Source organism: uncultured Nostoc sp. (assembly GCF_964247315.1).
Lineage (GTDB): Bacteria > Cyanobacteriota > Cyanobacteriia > Cyanobacteriales > Nostocaceae > Nostoc.
Map to the genome: position 1 here is coordinate 16,312 of NZ_CAXTTT010000082.1, position 18,981 is coordinate 35,292.

Genomic DNA, 18,981 nt, shown 5'->3' on the forward strand with positions numbered 1-18,981 from the left:
TGATTTTAGCCGACGGATATCAGCAGGTGCTAATACTTATCCGATCCAAAAAATACGCTCCTAACTCAACCCTACAGCCTAATCATAGCTTTTATTGCCCTGTGACTCTCTATCGCCAAAGCAACTAACTCCAACCCTGTCACCACAGCATAACCCAAGCATAACTGCGCGATTTGTTTTTGCTAAATTACCCCATCATTAACAGGCAGAGAATGTTGGTATTTATTTAGTTTATAAGTAGGATAGCAAGAATTAACTTTAATTTAAGAATTAAGAATAGCAAATATTAATTTTGGCAAAAGTACCTGATAAATCTAGTGGCTCTAAAAATCTCTTGAGGACTGCCGTTAGCGGATAGCTAGAGTTGAGCCAGTGCTGAGTTAAGAAGTAGACTTATGAATCTTTTCACTCTAAGCCGAGACACTTTTAACTCAGCACTCTTCGTACAGAAGGGTTCAGCCAGCCCGATACCAACTCATTGGCTTATTGTTTGTCGTCAATGGCAACTTGAGGGACTCCCATGCTGTAGTTAGTAACACGGGCAGAAAGATTGTAACTGACTTCGCCGAGTTGCAGAAGCGATCGCAGATAATGCTCTAAATCTGACCCTACACGGCGCAAGTTATAGTCTGTGAGGTCTTCGCCACTAGATGCTTCTACTAGTTCATCAAATTTTCGATAAATTTTTTGTAGTGCATCTTCATTCCAATTAAATTCGTTATCTGGGTCAACATCTAAGGTTAAGACTTGTTGACTAGGAACTAAATCGCCATCCCGGTCGATTTCACCTGCAAAAATGCGGATATGCCGGGTTGTGGACTTGAGCAGCATCGGGTTATCCATAAAAAGGTGTAAGATTTGCGTGAATTACACTGAAATTATTGTAGACGTTAATATCCAAGCTTGAATGCTCTCAATTTCAAAGCTTTGAATGCAGTTTCAAAAGGGTATATTGAATGGGCATAAGTAAAAATATCACCTTTACTGATGAGTTTGCTACTTCTGTTATGAGTTGAAGATATATTTAACTGCTAGTACTGACAGTAGTCGAATTATTTTTCTGTAAAAATTAATGGGTTAAGTATTTTCATTTGGTGTACTAATCTGACCTACTGCTAAGATTTTTCTACTCGACTAAGCCCAGAAGACAGTATGGAGAGGCACTTGGGAGGAATAATTTGTTCTGTGTACATTTTTTTCTAAAGAACAAAAGTTTTGACATTAATAATTATGCTCATCAATTTATCCTGAATTTTCTATTGCAAAAAACGTACATCAAGTAATTTCACGCAATAGCGCTACATCGACCGCTGGCTTTAAGAAACTCAAAAAAAATAAGCGGTTTTACTTACGTAGAAACACTAAAATTCGAGTAACAAGTCAAACTGTTATTGACGTTCACATAAAGTTGATGTAAAAACCTTTAAAAAGGTTGAACAACTTCTTACAGAAACTTTATTGTGTAGAATCTTAAAAACTGAATAATAGTTATGGCTTACCATAAGCTACATCTGGCGCAGAAACGTCAAAATCTAGACACTGAAAATCTAGCTTGAAAATCCACCATAAGAGAGTGAAATAGAATACAAAGGTGATTGATGAAGAAAAATTCTTAATTCAAGCACTTTGGATTCAAAAAGGATATAAAGAATTTTTGCTGGACATCTACCTCCTTACCCTCATAACAACCAAGTAAAGGAATCTCAATAAGCTATGAACTCCAAAGCATTACCACGCCAGGTAAATAATCTCGAAGTAGGTGTTTATGAGTGTGAAATACATCTCAAATTCCGGTTGATTGAGGAAAAGAGTCTATTGAGCGATCGCGAGCAACTTTTACAGGTGCTACTTGATGCTTTAACAGAAGGTTCTGATGACTTTCTAGAAACGCTACAAGCGTCTGTTAAAGCCCAGGAAGTGTCAGAGTTTAAAGCCTCGCCTCAAATGCGGCGTCAGCTAATGCGCTTACGTAATGTCGCGGAAAATTCTCCAACCTAAATGTGTAATTTAAGTAGTGAAAACCGTGAATTTGGCATCAAATTAAATGTTGATCCCATACCCCCGTTGCCATAAAAACTAAGCAGTAAGTAGAATTCATAAAATATTGTGATTTCTACTTTGTGAAAGTCTTATTTAGCAGCACAAAGTCCCAGGAACAGTTTCCGCTATTAAAAGCTTTGTAGCAAAGGGTACTGGTAGAATCTGAAAGCAAATTCAGCTGGGTGCATTTTACCGAGTTTTTATCAAAACATTGCAGAATAATAAAACCCTGTGTCTTTACAGATGGGGAATTAGACAACAGGTGCAAATCAAATGAAAACCTAAAAGATCAAAGTAAAAATAAATCACCTTTCTTTTAGCTTTTTGCTTAAGCTAAGTGCCTGATTTGCTGAAATACTTATGTTTTATCTATTACTGGTAATAGGTCATGGTTTAGCAGCCAGTTACCTATTACCGATTACCCAGGAGTAAGGGAGCAGGGAAAGCAGGAGAGAATAATAATTCTTGACAAATGACCAATGCCCTTCAGGAGTGCTGAGTGCTGAGTGCTGAGTGGGGAATCTCACTTCTTTACTCGCTTGCCGAGGAACTCGAAACGGGCTAAACGCCCCGCTGACGCTAACGGAACTGTTTTGCCCAATGCCCAATGCCCAATGCCCAATGCTCAAATGCCCAATACCTATTTAGCAAGACCATGTTCTAGAGCAAAACGAACTAACTCTGTACGGCTATTGGTACCAGTTTTACTAAACAAACGGCTGACGTATTTTTCGACATTGCGGACGCTGGTTTCTAAGCGACGGGCGATTTCTTTGTTCATCAACCCTTCTGCGACCAAATTTAAAACACTTTGTTCTCTGGGAGTCAAATCAATTTTAAAAGGGGCTGGCGATTGGGAAATAGCATTTTTTTGAGTTAACAATGCTTTAATTTGGGCAATCTGATTGGCTAGTTCAGCAAGATCGGGGGTTTCAGCATCATCTCCCGTACTCGCAGCCTTAGCGGCGCGACGGGATAGCAAATTTTCGACTATAGCCACTAACTCGTCTGGATCGAAGGGTTTGGGTAGATAGGCATCAACACCAGCGTGATAGCCTTGAATGCGATCGCCTGTCATCCCTTTAGCAGTTAAAAATACTACCGGAAGTGCTTGAAAACGGGAGTCTTCTCGTAGTTGCTTCAGGAACTGATAGCCATCCACTTGAGGCATCATCACATCAGAAATCACTAAATCAGGTGTATTCAGCTGCATCCATTCCCAACCTTCAAGGGCGTTACTGGCGACTTGAACGCTGAAACCGCTCTCTTGCAAATAGTCTTTCACGGCTTCCCGTATCCCTGGTTCATCATCTACCAGTAACAATTGTGCTGACATTTAAAATTCCCTTGAGTTTTCCTTTTTCCAATTTAGCGAAAGTTGGTAGGCATTGAGCAACTTGAATTCACCTCTACCGCCTCTAAAGTTTTTAAAGTTCGCATCTGTGCCTCCATCAACCCTGTTGCTGCATTAATAATCGCACCTTCATAGGGAGGGGCTGGGCGCAAAGTTGTCCAACAGTTGATGGCTTCACCTTGGCTACCGCTGAGGAGAGTTTGCTCGTTGTAGCTCAGACTGAGCAATCAATATAGTAAGGCAGTTTCCAGTAGCTATATGCCAAATTTTGATGGCGCATAGGCTAGACAAAACTATGCTCAGGATTTTAAACAACTCTTACCATTGAGGATTTTCCATAATTAATGCTTCTGCTGCCGAGCTATTTAACGGAACTGAGAAAAAATGTCCCTGGCCATATTGACAGTTTAACTTTCTTACAAGTAATAGTTGCTCTTTTGTCTCTACCCCTTCGGCAAACACATCCACACCTAGCTTGTGTGCTAAGGTGACAATTATCTCAATAATTTCTAAATTCTTACTATTAGTGCCTATCAGGCTGATAAAAGAACGGTCAATTTTCAACAGACTAATTGGAAAGTTATAAAGACCGCCTAATGATTTCCGTGGCTGTAGGTGAACTTCCCAGTTCAGTATCTCCTGCAAATTGTTTATTTGAGAGTTAAAGGACTGGCGGTCTTGTTGAGCTATAAAAAGAATTAATGGTTTGCCTACTAAATATTTTTGTTGAACACTGAGCAAAGTTGCTGCCACATAGTTAGCCTCTTGGATTATCCCGTTGGTATTAGTTAGCAAGTAACCGTTTGGAGGAAACTCGAACAAGTCTTGGTAACACTGGCGCTCTTTCTCTACTGCAGCTCGTATTACCTTTAACTCCTCGGAAGCTATCAATAGTTCTTCCATTGCGGTGTTAAGTTCATCGAAAGCTTCTGTTATCATCTCGTGTTGTGAGTTGAGTTTAGTTACATAGCATTTTAATAGTCCCTCTATCTGTTGATTAAATCCATCCATTTTCATGTTGCTCAACTCACAAAACTATGAAGTGTAACTGTCAATTAAGAGAGCAGGGAAAGCAATCCTCATGCTTTCTTCAAGACTTCAGACGCTATTGAGCAGGGAAGGAGAGAAGGTTACTTGAAAGAGCGGACACTCTATAAATAAATATGACAGAACTTAGTTTTTTGATTTACTAACTTATCTCTCTATAATAATGAGGAAGCAATCAACTTTTAGCCCTATTTAGTGCCACAAACTTGTTTAATAACGACCAAAGTGCTAAGTGGCAACAAGCCCTACCTACTGAAATTTTTATTTCATTAAATACAAGGTATTAAAGTTAAAAGCTTATTAATAACAGCATATTTGCTTTACTTGGTTTTGAAAATACTTCTTAAGATACATTCGATTTTGTGAGCTAAGGAAAGAATAAGCGTCTGAGTCAATGCTTCTGGACTTACCAGAGCATTTTTGCTTAGGCGTTATTAAATTCAGTGATAAAGATGATTTTGCATGATTTCAAAACCTTTGTAGAGACTAGTACAGCAAGGCGGAAGTCAAAAGTCAAAAGTTTTATAGAATAAGTTCTTTAGAGCTTTTCAATGGTCTGCTTATTTACACCGTGCTGTACTAAAAACTGCAACTTCTCTATACCAAAATTTATATATTTAATCAGAATCAGCAACGCCCTTTTTCTTCGTTACAGTCGAGCAATTATCTTGGCATTCTCTGGTAGCTTGGCGTCTCTTTGTCCAGCAGTACGCGCCCTAGCTGTGAACAAACCAATGGGAGTATTTAATAAATCTACAAGGGTAGCTTGACCGGCAATCGCCTTTTTAATATCTCTTGGTACTTCCTTTAATAACCAACGTGCCAAACGATAGCCGTATTCTTTGGGTGTCATCTCCCGCATTAAATCTACACCGTGCAGTTCGTGCAGATAGCGATTTGAGCATCCATAACGCCGCCATTGACTTTGCAGCTCTTGAAGTGTAGCGCGGTGGCGGTGCTGAACGATCGCATTTGGGGCAAATTCCAAATGCCCAATGTTATCCCCCAAAATCCGCCAACAAATATCAGCATCGCCACCAGTAGTCAGATAGGGACGAAATAAACCCACTTTTTCTAAGACAATGCGTCGAAGCGCCAAATTAGCTGTTTGACCATAGGGACGAAAGGAATGGTTAAGGGTATGCTTTTGCGATAAAGTTTCTTGACGGTCTGCGTGTTGTTCTAGCAGAGTTGTGCCTGGTAGTGCCAAAATCTCACCAGCAACAATTATCACTTCTTTGTTGACAAAAGGCTGGATTAATGCATCTAACCATTGCGGTTGTGGGCGACAATCTGCATCAGTAAAAACGATAATTTCACCCGTAGCGGCGCGAATCCCGGTATTACGAGCAGCGTAAGAGCTTTTAATTTGGGTTTCGCTCAAGGGGCGAATTGTAATTGGGCAATTTTCGGCAGATGTTTTCAGGATGGAAAGAGTGCGATCGCTACTGCTATTATCTACCAACAAATATTCTACGCGGTCTTTTGGGTAAGTTTGAGACAACAGACAATTGATTAACTCTGCTAAATCTGCCTCACCGTTATAAATAGGAACAACCACCGACACCATTGGTAAAAAGCTGGTGGCGGTGGTTGCATCAACTGGCTGATGATTCATAAATCTGAGATTTTGGAGATGGGATTACTAACTAGTATTCCCAAATCAAAATCTTGGAACGGTAATATCAAGCAGTTTCCATAACTCCAAAAATCTGGATTTGGGAATATAATATGTGAATACTCGGTAACAAATAACTCACCTAAAATTTCAAGTCACCAGCGCGGCTCATGGGTCGAGTCGGTTGATTTGCTGGCGGCTGGGCAAAGTTGTTGTTTGATAGAATTGCGATCGCTCGAGCATATTGGGGATCGCTCTTAGTTCCGATTAAATTTGGATTAGAAGCCAATTGACGCTCTTGTGCCTCTGTTAAGTCTAGCTTGATATCTGGTGTAATTCCTTTGTGGTTAATATCCGTTCCCGCCGGGGTGTAGTAATGGGCAATGGTGACAGCCAAGCCGGAACCATCTGCGAGTTCATGAACTGACTGGACTAAGGCTTTGCCAAAGGTTTGACCACCTACAACTACCGCGCGCTTATTATCTTTGAGCGCCCCTGTAAGGATTTCACTAGCACTAGCTGAATTACCATCCACTAAGACCGCCAAAGGACGATTTGTCAAAGCAGTACGATTGGCTTTAGTTTCTTCACTGCTGCCCACACGGTCTATTGTCTTGACAATTCCGCCGTTATCATACCACATCCGAGCAATTTCAATACTTGCCTGCAACAAACCGCCAGGATTTCCTCGCAAATCTAAGACATAAGAATCAACTTTCTTAGTGTTTAAATCGCGGATGGCTCGTTGCATTTGGTCTGCGGCGTGGGCGCTAAATTCTCGCAAACGGATATAGCCAACGCGGCGGTTCCCTTCTTGTCTGAGGGTATAGCGTACTGTTGGGACTTCAATACTTGCCCTTGTCAGCTTCACATCAAAGGCATTTTGGCCTGCGCGTCCCACCCGTATCTTGATGGGAGTACCCGCTTTGCCACGGATTAGCTTAGAAGCATCATCCACTTTCATTTTAAGAGTGGATTTGCCGTCAATTGCCAAAATTTCATCGCCTGCTTTGATTCCAGCTTTCAGCGCCGGAGAATTTTCTATGGCTTCGACAACGGTGAGCCGCTGAGTTTTTTCGTTCACTTCCATCCGAACGCCGATACCAGAGACTTCGCCAGACGTTTGGCTAGTCAGAGCTTCAAACTGTTGGGGATCCATGAACCGAGTGTAAGGATCTCCCAACTTTTGTAAAGCTTCGCGGATGGCAGTGTATGCTTCTTCGCGAGAAGAGTAGTCTTTGCTCAACAGGCTTTGCCTGGTTGCTTGCCAATCTTGTTGATTAAATTTACCATCAACATATTCATGATTTACCAGTTGCCAAACTTGGTCAACTATCACTTTTGGGCTGTCTTGTAGGGCTAGAGCAGCACGGACACTACGAGTCCAAGCGGGGCCGAACACGGACATGGTAGCAGTTGTGGCGATCGCTCCACCAATCAAGGCTACTTGGAGCGGTGAGTAACTTTTAGCAGATCGGTTCATGTATACTTAGCTGGAATAATTGTGTTGTTGACAGTTTAGCAATCAGGCTTTCCAGAAATTTTTAAGTTTTTATACCCTAGAATCAACTATGCTTATTCATCATTTTTATCCTTTTAATGATGCCAAAAATGCTGCATTAGTTATTAACAATCATTTCTCACTTTGTTAGTCTTCTCCGGAAGGCTATCCTGAGCGTGTGACACTTTAATTTGCGTCATGTTTGCATTCTAGATTACTTTTATAAGATAGCACTTTGCTCGTTCAATTGCAGTATTGTTAAACAGCAGTAAAATCAGCTTTTCTTACTTAAGTCATGAAACGCAAATTTACCATCAAATCATTAATTTCTATTAAAAAAAAATCTGCTAATCTGTGGCAATTGTTACAAAAACTCAGTGGTGGATTGTATCTTATCCTGGGTGCTTGGCTGATTTTTACTACTATAACCTTAGTTTTTGCTTCTTCGCAGCCGATAGATGCCTTCTTTGTGCTAGGTGGCAGTATTCGTCGAGAAACTTATGTTGCCCAACAGGCAAAACAATACCCACAAACCCCAATTTTAATTTCTCATGGTTCCCCAGATCCCTGTATATGGTTAATTTTTCAGGCGGAATTAGCAGAGTTACAAAACGTTTGGTTAGAAAACTGCGCGAATTCTACCTTTGAAAATTTTTATTATAGTATTCCAATTCTGCGCCGTTGGGGAGTGCATAAAGTCATGTTGATTACCTCGGCCAGTCATTTACCCAGAGCTAAATGGATGGCACAGATTCTTTTAGGCGCTCATGGTATTTGGGTAGAGACAGAGATTGTTCAAGAATTGGGTATTCCTGGTAATCATGAATCTTGGGCTAAAACTGGATTAGATGTAACACGCAGCTTATTTTGGGCGATTTTAAGTCAAATTATTCAACCGCAATGCTCAAATGTCACAAAACTTACCGATGTAGATATGCAAGCTTGGGAGCATCGAGGTTTTCATTGCGAACACCAAGGAGGGTTGACGAGATAACTTACTTGTAATGCCTGCACAGACGAATTATCTTGACTACTTGCTCAGATTCGAGGATCTTATATCCCAACCGATGCTGTATATTTCTCCTGTGAGAATAAGCACCTGATAAATCCCAACCAGCTTTTCATCAGGTGGAGGATTTTGAAAAGGATTTTCTTCAAGGGCTGCGACTAATTCCTCGGCCTTTTCTTTTAAGTTACTATAAGCTCATTTCTTCGCGTCTTTTTACGCTTGTTTTGTGTAAATCAACCTCCAACTTGCTCCTTCGGAGTTTGCAAGTGGCTAGCAGATTAGTGATGCTTGCGGCGGGCTACACCTACGCATTAACAGACTACGAGACGGTGGCAAGCTAGAAGAACCATTCTGTGTTTGGGAGAGTTGAAACGCCCATATTTGACTGAGTTTCAGGAAAGGCTGTTGAGTGTGATCGAGAAAGAATACGGGGTTACAGATTAAAATATTATGCTTAACGCCTTACGGCATCAAAGGTTTGGTCAGTATAGGCAAATTATTCAGTACTGATAAAGAATTGACAAGTTAATCAAAGGATTCTTCATTGCGATCGCAGTTTACATACTGTAAATTTTAAAATTGTAGAAGATATTCAGTTAACTTTTTGTTTCCATAAAATTTGAATTGTCTCTTCTATAAAATAAATTATATAATTTACACAACAAATCAAGGATTTTTTGGAAGAATAATATATTTAATAAAATTGAAATTCAAGATTTTATAAAACTTAATAGTTTTGGAAAATTGAGATTTTAAATTTACTGTGTTCATTCAAAATATGGCTGGTTCAACTAGTTTTATTTCAATTAATATTTGCTTAGATGCAGTGATAGCAACAGCACAGAACATATATCCCTTTACTGGGAATTATCGCACTAAGGTTAACATTCATCTGATATCAGACAATATTTCACAGGTATTGGAGATAAATGTGAGTACAACCGAGTGGATTATAAAACTATTTTATCTTAATAATTTTTCTATTTATATACAAAGATTATCTAGGGAAATGCGGTTAAAAAATTTAGTTTGTAATACCTGAAACAAAGTTAGATATTGGCGATATGGGAAAAAAAGGATAAGACATGATTGACTTCAACCTGACTCAAGAACAGCAGATATTGCAAATACAAGCTCGTGACTTTGCCCAAAATGAAATTCAGCCTATTGTTCGTATAATCGAAGAGTCTAACAATCTAGAGATAGAACCTTGGGAATTTTGCCAAAATTTGTTCTATAAGGGATCTGAATTAGGATTTACGTCCTTGATGCTTCCAGAAAAGTTAGGAGGTGTGGGGCGAAAGTGTATAGATTTGGCTATAGTACTGGAAGAAATAGGCGCTGTGGATGTCAGCATTGCTTGTAGTTATTTCAATCTCACCGCAGCGATGTCACTATTTGTCACTAGGGCAGCAACCACAGAACAACAAAAACGAATACTATCTTTTGTCAATTCCGGTAAACCCCATCTGTTCAGCGCCGCAGAGAGTGAACCCAATGTCGCCACTTCTGATATGTTCTGCGCGCTCCCAGACTCCAATATTGGGATGAAGACCTTTGCAGCGCGTGAGGGCAATACATACATCCTTAATGGGACAAAATCCTCGTTAGTCACAAATGCTGGAATTGCGGATGCCTACTTTATTATTGCCCGTACAGCGATGGATAAACCATTGCGCGAAAGTTTGTCTATCTTTTTCGTTCCAACAGATACACCTGGGATTAAGTTTGGCAAAAAGACACAGATGATTGGTTGGAAAGCCTCTCATCATGCTGAGATTAGCCTAGATAACGTCCCAGTCCCTGCGGAAAATCTGATTGGACAAGAAGGAGAAGCCGGAAAACTACTAATGTTGCTTCCAGAAGTAGCTATTGGGCTGGCAGCTTCTTATGTTGGTTTGGCTCGTGCTGCTTATGAATATGCTTTGAGTTATGCCAAGCAAAGAGTCAGTTGGGGTCGTCCAATTATCGAACATCAGGCAGTGGCTTTAAAATTAGCGGATATGATGATTAACACCCAGGCTGCACGACTGGTGGTATGGGATGCAGCAGTTACAGCAGAAACTTCTCCCCAACTTGCCGCCACAATCAAAGCACCAGCCGCCAAGACTTTTGCAGTGGATGTTGCAATCAAAAACGCACAAACAGCCGTTGAAATTCTTGGGGGGTATGGGGTGACAAAAGAGTGCTTGGCTGGCAAGTTTCTTGCTGATGCAACTATCGGTTATTCCTGTGACTTTACGCGAGATATCTTGCGTCTGGGGATCGTGAACTTTTTGTAATAGATTGAGGGGTAGCTAGTTACTTCCAATAGCGGGCATGCCAGGACAATATAATATCTCGTACCAAGTTGCCCCTTGGGTTTAAGAAAGGGCTTTTTCGTTATATTTGTCAAGTTGAGCAACATCACGTCAAGATTCAGGTATTGGTGCTTTGGCATATAACCTCTTTACAGAGGAAGTATGTTAGCAGCTTCAGGATTTTCAGTTTGATCAAATTAAAGTGTTGGGTATCAAATACAATGACTTCGCCAATGAAAACTTTTCTAGTAAGCAATGGAAAAAGCGTAGCGGCTTGTCGTTAGTCATCGTTTCTGTTGATTGCATCCAATGGAGAATTAATGCAAAAGTTCCCAATCTTGCAGCATCAAAATAGCATCTCTATACAAAGACAAATCCACCTGGTTAACTTCTATTCCTTCTCCGATTCCTTGTAGAAGGGTAATTGTCAATTTTCCTCCCAAGTGTTCGCGGAACTCGGTAAGCCCCCTAAATAGACAATGCGGATGGTCTAGTCGATCTAATTGCTCAGTCAATGCCGATATATACAAAGTAAAGCCTAATTTTTTGAGTGTAGTTAGAACCCTTTGCCACTCAGATTGCAAGAGTTTACCTGTTAAATATGAATAGGTTGTATCTAAAGCAATGCCGATCGCAACAGCTTCACCATGACGTAGGCTGTAATTAGTTAAATGCTCTAGTTTGTGAGCAGCCCAGTGTCCAAAATCTAAAGGACGCGATGAACCCATTTCAAAGGGATCGCCGCTACCAGCAATATGCTCTAAATGCAACTGGGAACAACGATAGATTAACCTTTCCATTATGTCCATGTCTCGATTAGCCAATTTCTCGGCATTAATCATAATGAAATCGAAGAAATCTGCATCTTTAATTAACGCTACTTTCACTGCTTCTGCAATACCCGATCGCCAATCTCGATCGTCGAGGCTAGTAAGAAAATCAAAGTCATTCAAGACAGCATAAGGTGGCATGAATGTACCCAAAAAGTTTTTCTTACCGAAGGCATTGATTCCGTTCTTTACTCCTACACCAGAATCATTTTGCCCTAATACTGTTGTCGGTACTCGTAGCAGCCTAATTCCTCGGTGAGCCGTTGTTGCTGCGTATCCTGCCATGTCTAGGACGGCTCCACCTCCAATTGCTAAAACGTAGGAGTGACGGCACAATCCAGCTGCATTGATCCGCTGATGAATTTGCTCTATAAATCTAGAATCATTCTTGACTGCTTCTCCACCTGGAACTATTATCGGCTCACCACTCAGTGTTAGTACATCTTGATAACATTGAGCATAGACTGATAATTTTTTTAACAGCCCATCTTGATACTGTAAAAATCCTCCATCTACCACCGCTAATACTTGTTTTGGGGTTGTCTCCCCATCTGCGGCGATCGCTTGTGCGAGTAAAGGATTATCTAACTGAAACAGACCTTTAGTAAAGTGAACATTATAATTAAAGGTAACACGTACGCATTGGTTAATTGGTTGCAGATTCAGAGCGCTTTTTTGTTGAATAATCATTTGAATATTATTGTTTTTAAGTAACTGTAAATAGATATACTACTGCAATTTAAACTTATCCCGAAATAGGCCTGATAAATTTCCTAAGTAATTCAAACTGGAAATGAATTCCTAGACAAATCTATTTACTCACTTAATCATAGTTTTGAAGTGTCTTTGCCTAGCGTTCAAGTTAAAAATAACATTCATTCATGTATATTTTTTATTGTTGTCTATATTTCATCTATAAGGTTTGTAATGGAGATCGTTATTACATAAAATTCTAATTTTTTTCCGTAAGATAATTTGAGGATTTATCTAATCAAAATGGTATCTTTACAGTATCTTCTTTAAAATCAAGATATTTTTATAGATTCAGTGAAGTTCCGATCTCAGTAGGATATTATCTAACTGTTTCAATCCCCAAAAAATCAAGTTTAGTGGTATATTTTATACTTGGTTGTCACAAAAAAGTTGTCACAAAAAAGTTGGGCAACTTATCCTGAATTTATCATGAGTAAAGTAAACCAATTACTGCATCGTTGGCTGTTAAAGTCTGTTTCAGAGAAAGCTTTTACTTGGTTGTCACAAAAGCAGGCACAGATTGCTAGCGGCGCTGCTGAGAGAGTGTTTTTTACGGCTTTTAGTGCTGTGCCGCGTTATTTAGGTAAACAGGATTTGCAACTAACATTCCAGGACTTGGAAGCAGCAGAGGATATAATTCCCGGTTGGTATCCTGGTAATTGGAGTGTAGATCAAGCAGGTCGCACACTTTTGCTTTTAGCATTGCCCCACGATGATCCCCAAGGCTATGTGCGATCGCTCGATCGAGTTTTCTCTACTGCCGATATGGGGGAATTAGTTGTCCTTTATCAAAGTTTGCCGTTATTACCACACCCAGAGTTACATCGCCATCGTACTGCTGAGGGAATTCGCAGCAATATGAGCAATGTATTCCAAGCTATAGCACTACGTAACCCTTATCCAGCGAATTATTTAGATAATGCTGCTTGGAATCAGATGGTGCTGAAGGCTGTGTTTGTCGGCAGTCCGTTACATCTAATTTGGGGTTTAGATCGGCGTGCTAACCCAGAATTGGCGAGGATGTTGGCAGACTATGCCCATGAACGTTGGGCAGCTAAACGCACAGTTACGCCAGAACTTTGGCGGCCTGTAGGGCGGTTTGCCGATAGCGCCATCATCACAGATTTGGAAAAAGTATTGGTTAATGGGGATATACACGAACAAGAAGCAGCAGCCTTAGCTTGTGCTGAGTCTCCTTTACCCCAAGCGCAAGCATTACTTTCTCATTACCCAGATTTACAGTCATCCATTCAACAAGGTAATCTGACTTGGAGCAGTTTTAGCCGCGATCGCCTCTTCGTTTACAAATGAAAAGGAGTAGGGACTGGGTACTGGGAAAAAATTATTTTAATCCTAATCCCCAATCCCTAATCCCTAATCCACAATCATTAAGACCATGATGTTTATCGATCCTCACATTCACATGTGTTCGCGTACTACTTACGATTACTTAGTAATGCGTGAATATGGAATTGTCGCCGTTATTGAACCAGCCTTTTGGTTAGGACAACCCCGAACTAACGCTGGCTCATTTAAAGACTATTTCAGTAGTCTTGTGGGCTGGGAACGATTTCGTGCTAGTCAGTTTGGCATCCAACACTATTGCACAATCGGCCTAAATCCGAAAGAAGCTAACAATGAGGCGCTAGCAACTGAAGTTATGGAACTGCTACCACTTTATGCCTGTAAAGAGGGAGTTGTTGCCATTGGTGAAATTGGCTATGACGATATGACAGAGGCAGAAGATAAGTACTTTTGTCAACAGTTAGAATTAGCCAAAGAACTCGATAGTTTGGTACTAATTCATACTCCTCACCGTAACAAGAAGGCGGGTGCTAGTCGGAGTATGGATCGCTGTATTGAATATGGCTTAGATCCTTCACAAGTAGTTATCGATCACAACAACGAAGAAACTGTTGAAGAAGTATTAGGACGGGGTTTTTGGGCGGCTTTCACAATTTACCCACAGACGAAGATGGGTAACGCTAGGATGGTTGAAGTTGTCCGTAAGTATGGACGCGATCGCATTATTGTAGATAGTAGTGCTGATTGGGGTATTAGCGATCCTTTGGCAGTCCCAAAAACGGCTCAGTTGATGTTAGATAGGGGTATTCCTGAAGAACATGTGCAAGCCGTTTGTTATGAAAACGCCCTAGCTGCTTACAGTCAAACTGGGCAGATGAAAGCGTCAGACTGGCTCAATCCCCAATCTGTCGATCAACGTCAGTTGTTCAGTGGTAATTCTGTGCTGCGGGGACAAGAACCAGGAATCAAATCAGTTTCAGATTTTGTGTTGATTGAGTAGAAAATCGGGGAGAGACGCGATTAATCGCGTCTGTACTGGGGAGTGAGAAAAAGGAATTGCATAAATATCTGGTTCATCTGTAATATGCAGTTTATTTGGAGAAATTATTAGGCATGGAGGCAGATAAGTGAATGTTGCAAGCTTAAATTTTCAAGGCTGGCGGGGTTATCTGGAATTGATGCGTCCTGCTAATATTGTTACTGCTTGGGCGGATATCCTTCTTGGTTTTGCTGCTTCTGGTGGAATAATTTTTACTAAATTAATTAATGGCGAAGCAACTTTTGCCATACTAATTCCATTAGCTTGGTTGTTATTAGCTACAACTGGTTTATACGGCGGTGGGGTAGTTTTTAACGATGTTTTCGATGCCGAATTAGATGCAAAAGAGCGACCAAATAGAGCAATTCCTAGTGGTCGCGTATCTCGTCAAAATGCTACTTTATTGGGGAGTATACTATTTGTAATCGGGATTATAGCTGCTTTTCAAGTATCGTTGTTGAGTGCTGCAATCGCTATTTTTATCACTCTTTCATGCCTCCTCTATAACTCACTCGCCAAACATCATCCTTTCTTTGGCCCTTTAAATATGGGTTTGTGCCGTGGCAGTAACTTATTATTAGGTGTAAGTGCTGTACCAGAAATCATCGGAGAACGTTGGTATTTAGCACTAATTCCTGTTCTTTATATTGCTGCTATTACTGCAATTAGTCAGGGTGAAGTTCACGGAGGTAAGAAGATTACGGGAGTAGTCGCGCTACTGCTAATTGCAATAGTTTTGACAGCAGTTTTAGCTTTAGGATTATTAGGAGAATATACAGCGATCGCAGCTCTACCATTTGCTATTTTATTAGCTATTAGAATCTTGCCTAACTTTATCAAAGCTGCGCGGGAACCGATAGCCGAAAATATCCGAAATGCTGTGAAAATAGGTGTTTTATCTCTAATAGTCTTAGATGCAACCGTTGCATCTGGTTTTGCTGGTTTGTATTACGGTTTATTAGTTTTAATCTTGCTACCAATTTCGATGAAGTTAGCAAAAGTCTTTGCTGTTACTTAAATTTGAATGTGTACACCCAGTAATCTTATGAATCGTTTATATGGGCGCATAGATGTACGTAAGTGTCAACTTAACATATAAGCTAGATTTGGCTAACTTTCCAGGTTTGACCCTCACCCCCAACCCCTCTCCCAATCTTAGGAGAGGGAAGCAAATTCTCTAGTTCCCCTTCTCCCAAGTTGGGAGAAGGGGTTAGGGGATGAGGGCAAAACATCCTCTCAAAGCAGATTTTTTCTGAAGTTGACACCAATGATAGATGTGCGCCTTTAACCATGAATATGTGGCAGGTTTTTGTGAAATAGTATAAGCCAAAGAAAATAGATTACATATACAAAGGATAAGGCTAGAAAATGAAAATTACAAAAAACAATAATCACTTAACTTATTGCAGCAATATTCATCCTGGTGAAAGTTGGCTAGAGGTTTTCGCCAATTTAGAAAAGTATATTCCCGAACTCAAATCACGTTTATCGCCTACAGAACCTTTTGGTATTGGCTTGAGATTAGCAGATGTTGCGGCAAAACAACTTTTAGAAACTAATAATTTAGTTGAATTTCAAGCGTGGCTAACTCAAGAAGATTTATATGTTTTCACCTTAAATGGATTCCCTTATGGCGGATTCCATCGACAGGTGGTAAAAGACCAAGTTTATGCACCAGATTGGTCTACACAAGAACGGATTAATTATACATTAAACTTGGCACACATTTTAGCTGCTCTGTTACCCGAAGGACTTGATGGCGGAATTTCTACACTACCATTATCCTATAAACCTTGGTGGGTAAAAGACCAAGCCACTTCCGAGACAGTTGTGAAAAACAGTTGTTTGAATATAGCATCAGTTGTTGTAGAAATGATTCGTATCAGCGAAGAAACAGGCAAGATACTTCATATTGATTTAGAACCTGAGCCTGATGGTTTAATTGAAAATACCTCAGAAGTAATTGACTTTTATCAAAATTGGTTATTGCCAATAGGTGGTAGTTATTTATCAGAAAAATTAAATATCGAGCCGGATTTAGCAGAGACTAAATTGCTAGAACACGTTCGGGTTTGCTATGATACCTGCCATTTTTCAGTTGAATATGAGCAGCCACAATCTGTATTTACGCGTTTGCAAGCGGTAGGTATTAAAATTGGGAAAATTCAAATCAGCGCTGCAATTAAAGTAAAAATACCTGCTGAGGTTGAGAAGCGGAGTTTGATAGTTGAACGCTTACGTCCTTTTGCAGAATCTACCTATCTTCATCAGGTAATAGAACGTCGTAGCGATGGTACACTCCATCACTATCCTGATTTAATAACTGCATTACCACATTTAGAGCAATCTCTCGCTGAAGAATGGCGGACTCACTTTCATGTGCCAATTTTCATTCATGATTATCAAATTTTGCAATCTACCCAAGATGATATTGCTACTGTTTTGCATCTACTTCAGACAAATAATGCTTGCTCCCATTTAGAAATTGAGACTTACACTTGGGATGTATTGCCATCAGAAATGAAGATAGATTTGCTAACTTCTATTCAGCGTGAATATGAGTGGGTATTAAAAATAATTCGTAATTCGTAGTTCGTAATTCGTAAATTAAGATTTAAGCGTGGTTTTCTGGTTTAAATCTGTAGGGGTGCATTATAAAGTGCGTTTCTATTTATTGTTTCAAATTGGTATAATAGAGGATTAGGCTGATGCAAAAAACTGTTGTTCTAAATGTTGTGGGATTAACGCCCAGTTTACTAGGAGAAAACACACCGTTTTTATCTTCTTGGGCGGCTATTGGGCAACTCATCCCGATCGCAACAGTTTTACCTGCGGTAACTTGTTCAGTTCAAGCTACTTATTTAACAGGAAAATTGCCTGATGAACATGGAATTGTCGCTAATGGTTGGTACTTCCGCGATGAATGCGAAGTGAAGTTTTGGCGACAATCTAATAAACTCGTACAGGCTCCCAAAGTTTGGGAAATAGCTAAATCAATCGATCCAAACTTCACTTGTGCCAACCTTTTTTGGTGGTACAACATGTATTCTTCAGCAGATTATGCAATTACGCCGCGTCCGATGTATCCCGCAGATGGGCGAAAATTACCTGATATTTATACCCATCCTAGTGATGTGCGATCGCAAATTCAATCTGATTTAGGAAATTTCCCTCTGTTCGATTTCTGGGGGCCAAAAACTTCTATTAATTCTAGTCAATGGATTGCCAATTCTGCAAAATGGATTGAGGAACGTTATAGCCCGACATTATCACTAGTTTATTTACCACATTTAGATTACTGTCTGCAAAAATTTGGTAACAATCAAACACAGATTCAAGCAGATTTACGAGAAATTGATGCTGTTTGTGGCGATTTAATTGAATATTTTCAAGCACGTAATACTCAGGTAATTATTCTTTCTGAGTATGGTATTACGCCAGTCTCTAAAGCGGTGGATTTAAACCGCGTATTACGGGAAAACGGTTTAATTGCTGTGCGAGAAGAATTAGGGCGAGAACTGCTCGATTTTGGTGCTAGCATTGCCTTTGCCGTTGCCGATCACCAAATTGCTCATGTATATGTGAACGATCCGGCGTATATCCCGAAAGTGCGATCGCTTTTAGAAGCGACTGAAGGTGTAGCGCAGGTATTGGATGACGAAGGTAAACAAGCCTACCATCTCGATCATCCTAGATCGGGGGAGTTGGTAGCGATCGCTCAATCTGACGCTTGGTTTACCTATTATTATTGGCTTGATGATGCAAAAGCGCCTGATTTTGCTAGAACTGTAGATATCCACCGCAAACCTGGTTACGATCCTGTAGAACTTTTCCTCGATCCGCAAATAAAATTTCCTCAAGGAAAAATTGCTCTTAAACTACTTAAGAAACAACTGGGTTTTCGCTACTTAATGGATGTGATTCCTCTGGATGCTTCTCTGGTGCGTGGCTCTCACGGTCATATTACCACTTCTCCAGATGAAGGGGCTTTATTTATTACCCATCAAACTCACCTAGTTGACGAACATCAAATCAAGGCCACAGATGTTTGCTCGTTGATTCTCAAACATTTAGATCAGTAGTAGCGATTAATGGAGTTCAGAGGCTCATTAATGGAGTTCAAATACTCATTAATGGAGTTCAGAGGCTCATTAATGGAGTTCAGAGGCTCATTAATGGAGTTCA

General features: G+C 40.2%; 15 protein-coding genes. 8 read left to right on the top strand and 7 right to left on the bottom strand.

Features of this window, described 5'->3' with window-relative positions; translation table 11 throughout:
- Positions 1-483: 483 nt before the first annotated feature.
- Positions 484-843, bottom strand: a complete 360-nt coding sequence (locus tag ACFE93_RS22640) for an NAD(P)H-quinone oxidoreductase subunit M (RefSeq protein ID WP_334910941.1) — start codon at positions 841-843, stop codon at positions 484-486.
- Positions 844-1,713: 870 nt separating this feature from the next.
- On the opposite strand from ACFE93_RS22640, the gene ACFE93_RS22645 reads away from it, so the two are divergent.
- Positions 1,714-1,998: an Npun_R1517 family heterocyst differentiation transcriptional regulator gene (locus ACFE93_RS22645; RefSeq protein ID WP_375476450.1), complete on the top strand. Its 285-nt coding sequence runs from the start codon at positions 1,714-1,716 to the stop codon at positions 1,996-1,998.
- A gap of 682 nt (positions 1,999-2,680) precedes the next feature.
- On the opposite strand, the gene ACFE93_RS22650 is transcribed toward ACFE93_RS22645, so the two are convergent.
- The 5 genes from ACFE93_RS22650 to ctpB all read right to left on the bottom strand — a co-directional run bounded on the left by ACFE93_RS22650 (position 2,681) and on the right by ctpB (position 7,542).
- The gene (locus ACFE93_RS22650) at positions 2,681-3,376 is read right to left on the bottom strand and encodes a response regulator (RefSeq protein WP_375476452.1); all 696 of its coding nucleotides are present in this window, start codon (positions 3,374-3,376) and stop codon (positions 2,681-2,683) included.
- A 32-nt stretch (positions 3,377-3,408) separates the two neighbouring features.
- On the bottom strand, positions 3,409-3,621 hold the full coding sequence (locus ACFE93_RS22655) for a hypothetical protein (protein WP_375476454.1): 213 nt from the start codon (positions 3,619-3,621) through the stop codon (positions 3,409-3,411).
- Between the two features lie 91 nt (positions 3,622-3,712).
- A complete protein-coding gene (locus ACFE93_RS22660) occupies positions 3,713-4,405 on the bottom strand; it encodes an EAL domain-containing protein (RefSeq protein WP_375476456.1) in 693 nt (230 codons plus the stop codon).
- Positions 4,406-5,090: 685 nt separating this feature from the next.
- Positions 5,091-6,059 carry a glycosyltransferase gene (locus ACFE93_RS22665; RefSeq protein ID WP_375476458.1) on the bottom strand — a complete coding sequence of 323 codons (969 nt, stop codon included), beginning with the start codon at positions 6,057-6,059 and terminating at the stop codon, positions 5,091-5,093.
- A 142-nt stretch (positions 6,060-6,201) separates the two neighbouring features.
- The gene (gene ctpB, locus ACFE93_RS22670; protein WP_375476460.1) at positions 6,202-7,542 is read right to left on the bottom strand and encodes a carboxyl-terminal processing protease CtpB; all 1,341 of its coding nucleotides are present in this window, start codon (positions 7,540-7,542) and stop codon (positions 6,202-6,204) included.
- A gap of 313 nt (positions 7,543-7,855) precedes the next feature.
- Between ctpB and ACFE93_RS22675 the strand changes: the two genes are divergently transcribed.
- Both ACFE93_RS22675 and ACFE93_RS22680 read left to right on the top strand, forming a co-directional pair.
- Positions 7,856-8,554, top strand: a complete 699-nt coding sequence (locus ACFE93_RS22675; protein WP_375476462.1) for a YdcF family protein — start codon at positions 7,856-7,858, stop codon at positions 8,552-8,554.
- Between the two features lie 1,100 nt (positions 8,555-9,654).
- Complete coding sequence (locus ACFE93_RS22680; RefSeq protein WP_375476464.1) at positions 9,655-10,851, top strand: acyl-CoA dehydrogenase family protein; 1,197 nt, start codon at positions 9,655-9,657, stop codon at positions 10,849-10,851.
- A 335-nt stretch (positions 10,852-11,186) separates the two neighbouring features.
- Here ACFE93_RS22680 and ACFE93_RS22685 read toward each other — a convergent pair whose 3' ends face one another.
- The gene (locus ACFE93_RS22685) at positions 11,187-12,389 is read right to left on the bottom strand and encodes a 3-dehydroquinate synthase (protein WP_375476466.1); all 1,203 of its coding nucleotides are present in this window, start codon (positions 12,387-12,389) and stop codon (positions 11,187-11,189) included.
- A 492-nt stretch (positions 12,390-12,881) separates the two neighbouring features.
- Here ACFE93_RS22685 and ACFE93_RS22690 point away from each other — a divergent pair, with 492 nt between their 5' ends.
- The 5 genes from ACFE93_RS22690 to ACFE93_RS22710 all read left to right on the top strand — a co-directional run bounded on the left by ACFE93_RS22690 (position 12,882) and on the right by ACFE93_RS22710 (position 18,878).
- A complete protein-coding gene (locus ACFE93_RS22690) occupies positions 12,882-13,763 on the top strand; it encodes an EboA family metabolite traffic protein (RefSeq protein ID WP_375476468.1) in 882 nt (293 codons plus the stop codon).
- An 85-nt stretch (positions 13,764-13,848) separates the two neighbouring features.
- The gene (locus ACFE93_RS22695) at positions 13,849-14,757 is read left to right on the top strand and encodes a TatD family hydrolase (RefSeq protein WP_375476470.1); all 909 of its coding nucleotides are present in this window, start codon (positions 13,849-13,851) and stop codon (positions 14,755-14,757) included.
- 127 nt (positions 14,758-14,884) lie between these two features.
- Positions 14,885-15,814, top strand: a complete 930-nt coding sequence (gene eboC, locus ACFE93_RS22700; protein WP_375476472.1) for a UbiA-like protein EboC — start codon at positions 14,885-14,887, stop codon at positions 15,812-15,814.
- A gap of 350 nt (positions 15,815-16,164) precedes the next feature.
- Entirely contained in the window at positions 16,165-17,388 is a 1,224-nt protein-coding gene (eboE, locus tag ACFE93_RS22705) for a metabolite traffic protein EboE (protein ID WP_375476474.1), read from the top strand.
- A 116-nt stretch (positions 17,389-17,504) separates the two neighbouring features.
- Complete coding sequence (locus tag ACFE93_RS22710) at positions 17,505-18,878, top strand: alkaline phosphatase family protein (protein ID WP_375476476.1); 1,374 nt, start codon at positions 17,505-17,507, stop codon at positions 18,876-18,878.
- Positions 18,879-18,981 lie beyond the last annotated feature (103 nt).

What these genes read in the sequence shown, in the direction of transcription:
- ACFE93_RS22665 (WP_375476458.1), bottom strand. Translation starts at nt 6,059, where the DNA reads ATGAATCATCAGCCAGTTGATGCAACCACCGCCACCAGCTTTTTACCA.
- ACFE93_RS22640 (WP_334910941.1), bottom strand. Translation starts at nt 843, where the DNA reads ATGGATAACCCGATGCTGCTCAAGTCCACAACCCGGCATATCCGCATT.
- ACFE93_RS22650 (WP_375476452.1), bottom strand. Translation starts at nt 3,376, where the DNA reads ATGTCAGCACAATTGTTACTGGTAGATGATGAACCAGGGATACGGGAA.
- eboE (WP_375476474.1), top strand. Translation starts at nt 16,165, where the DNA reads ATGAAAATTACAAAAAACAATAATCACTTAACTTATTGCAGCAATATT.
- ctpB (WP_375476460.1), bottom strand. Translation starts at nt 7,542, where the DNA reads ATGAACCGATCTGCTAAAAGTTACTCACCGCTCCAAGTAGCCTTGATT.
- ACFE93_RS22675 (WP_375476462.1), top strand. Translation starts at nt 7,856, where the DNA reads ATGAAACGCAAATTTACCATCAAATCATTAATTTCTATTAAAAAAAAA.
- ACFE93_RS22685 (WP_375476466.1), bottom strand. Translation starts at nt 12,389, where the DNA reads ATGATTATTCAACAAAAAAGCGCTCTGAATCTGCAACCAATTAACCAA.
- ACFE93_RS22710 (WP_375476476.1), top strand. Translation starts at nt 17,505, where the DNA reads ATGCAAAAAACTGTTGTTCTAAATGTTGTGGGATTAACGCCCAGTTTA.
- ACFE93_RS22695 (WP_375476470.1), top strand. Translation starts at nt 13,849, where the DNA reads ATGATGTTTATCGATCCTCACATTCACATGTGTTCGCGTACTACTTAC.
- ACFE93_RS22690 (WP_375476468.1), top strand. Translation starts at nt 12,882, where the DNA reads ATGAGTAAAGTAAACCAATTACTGCATCGTTGGCTGTTAAAGTCTGTT.
- ACFE93_RS22680 (WP_375476464.1), top strand. Translation starts at nt 9,655, where the DNA reads ATGATTGACTTCAACCTGACTCAAGAACAGCAGATATTGCAAATACAA.
- ACFE93_RS22645 (WP_375476450.1), top strand. Translation starts at nt 1,714, where the DNA reads ATGAACTCCAAAGCATTACCACGCCAGGTAAATAATCTCGAAGTAGGT.
- ACFE93_RS22660 (WP_375476456.1), bottom strand. Translation starts at nt 4,405, where the DNA reads ATGGATGGATTTAATCAACAGATAGAGGGACTATTAAAATGCTATGTA.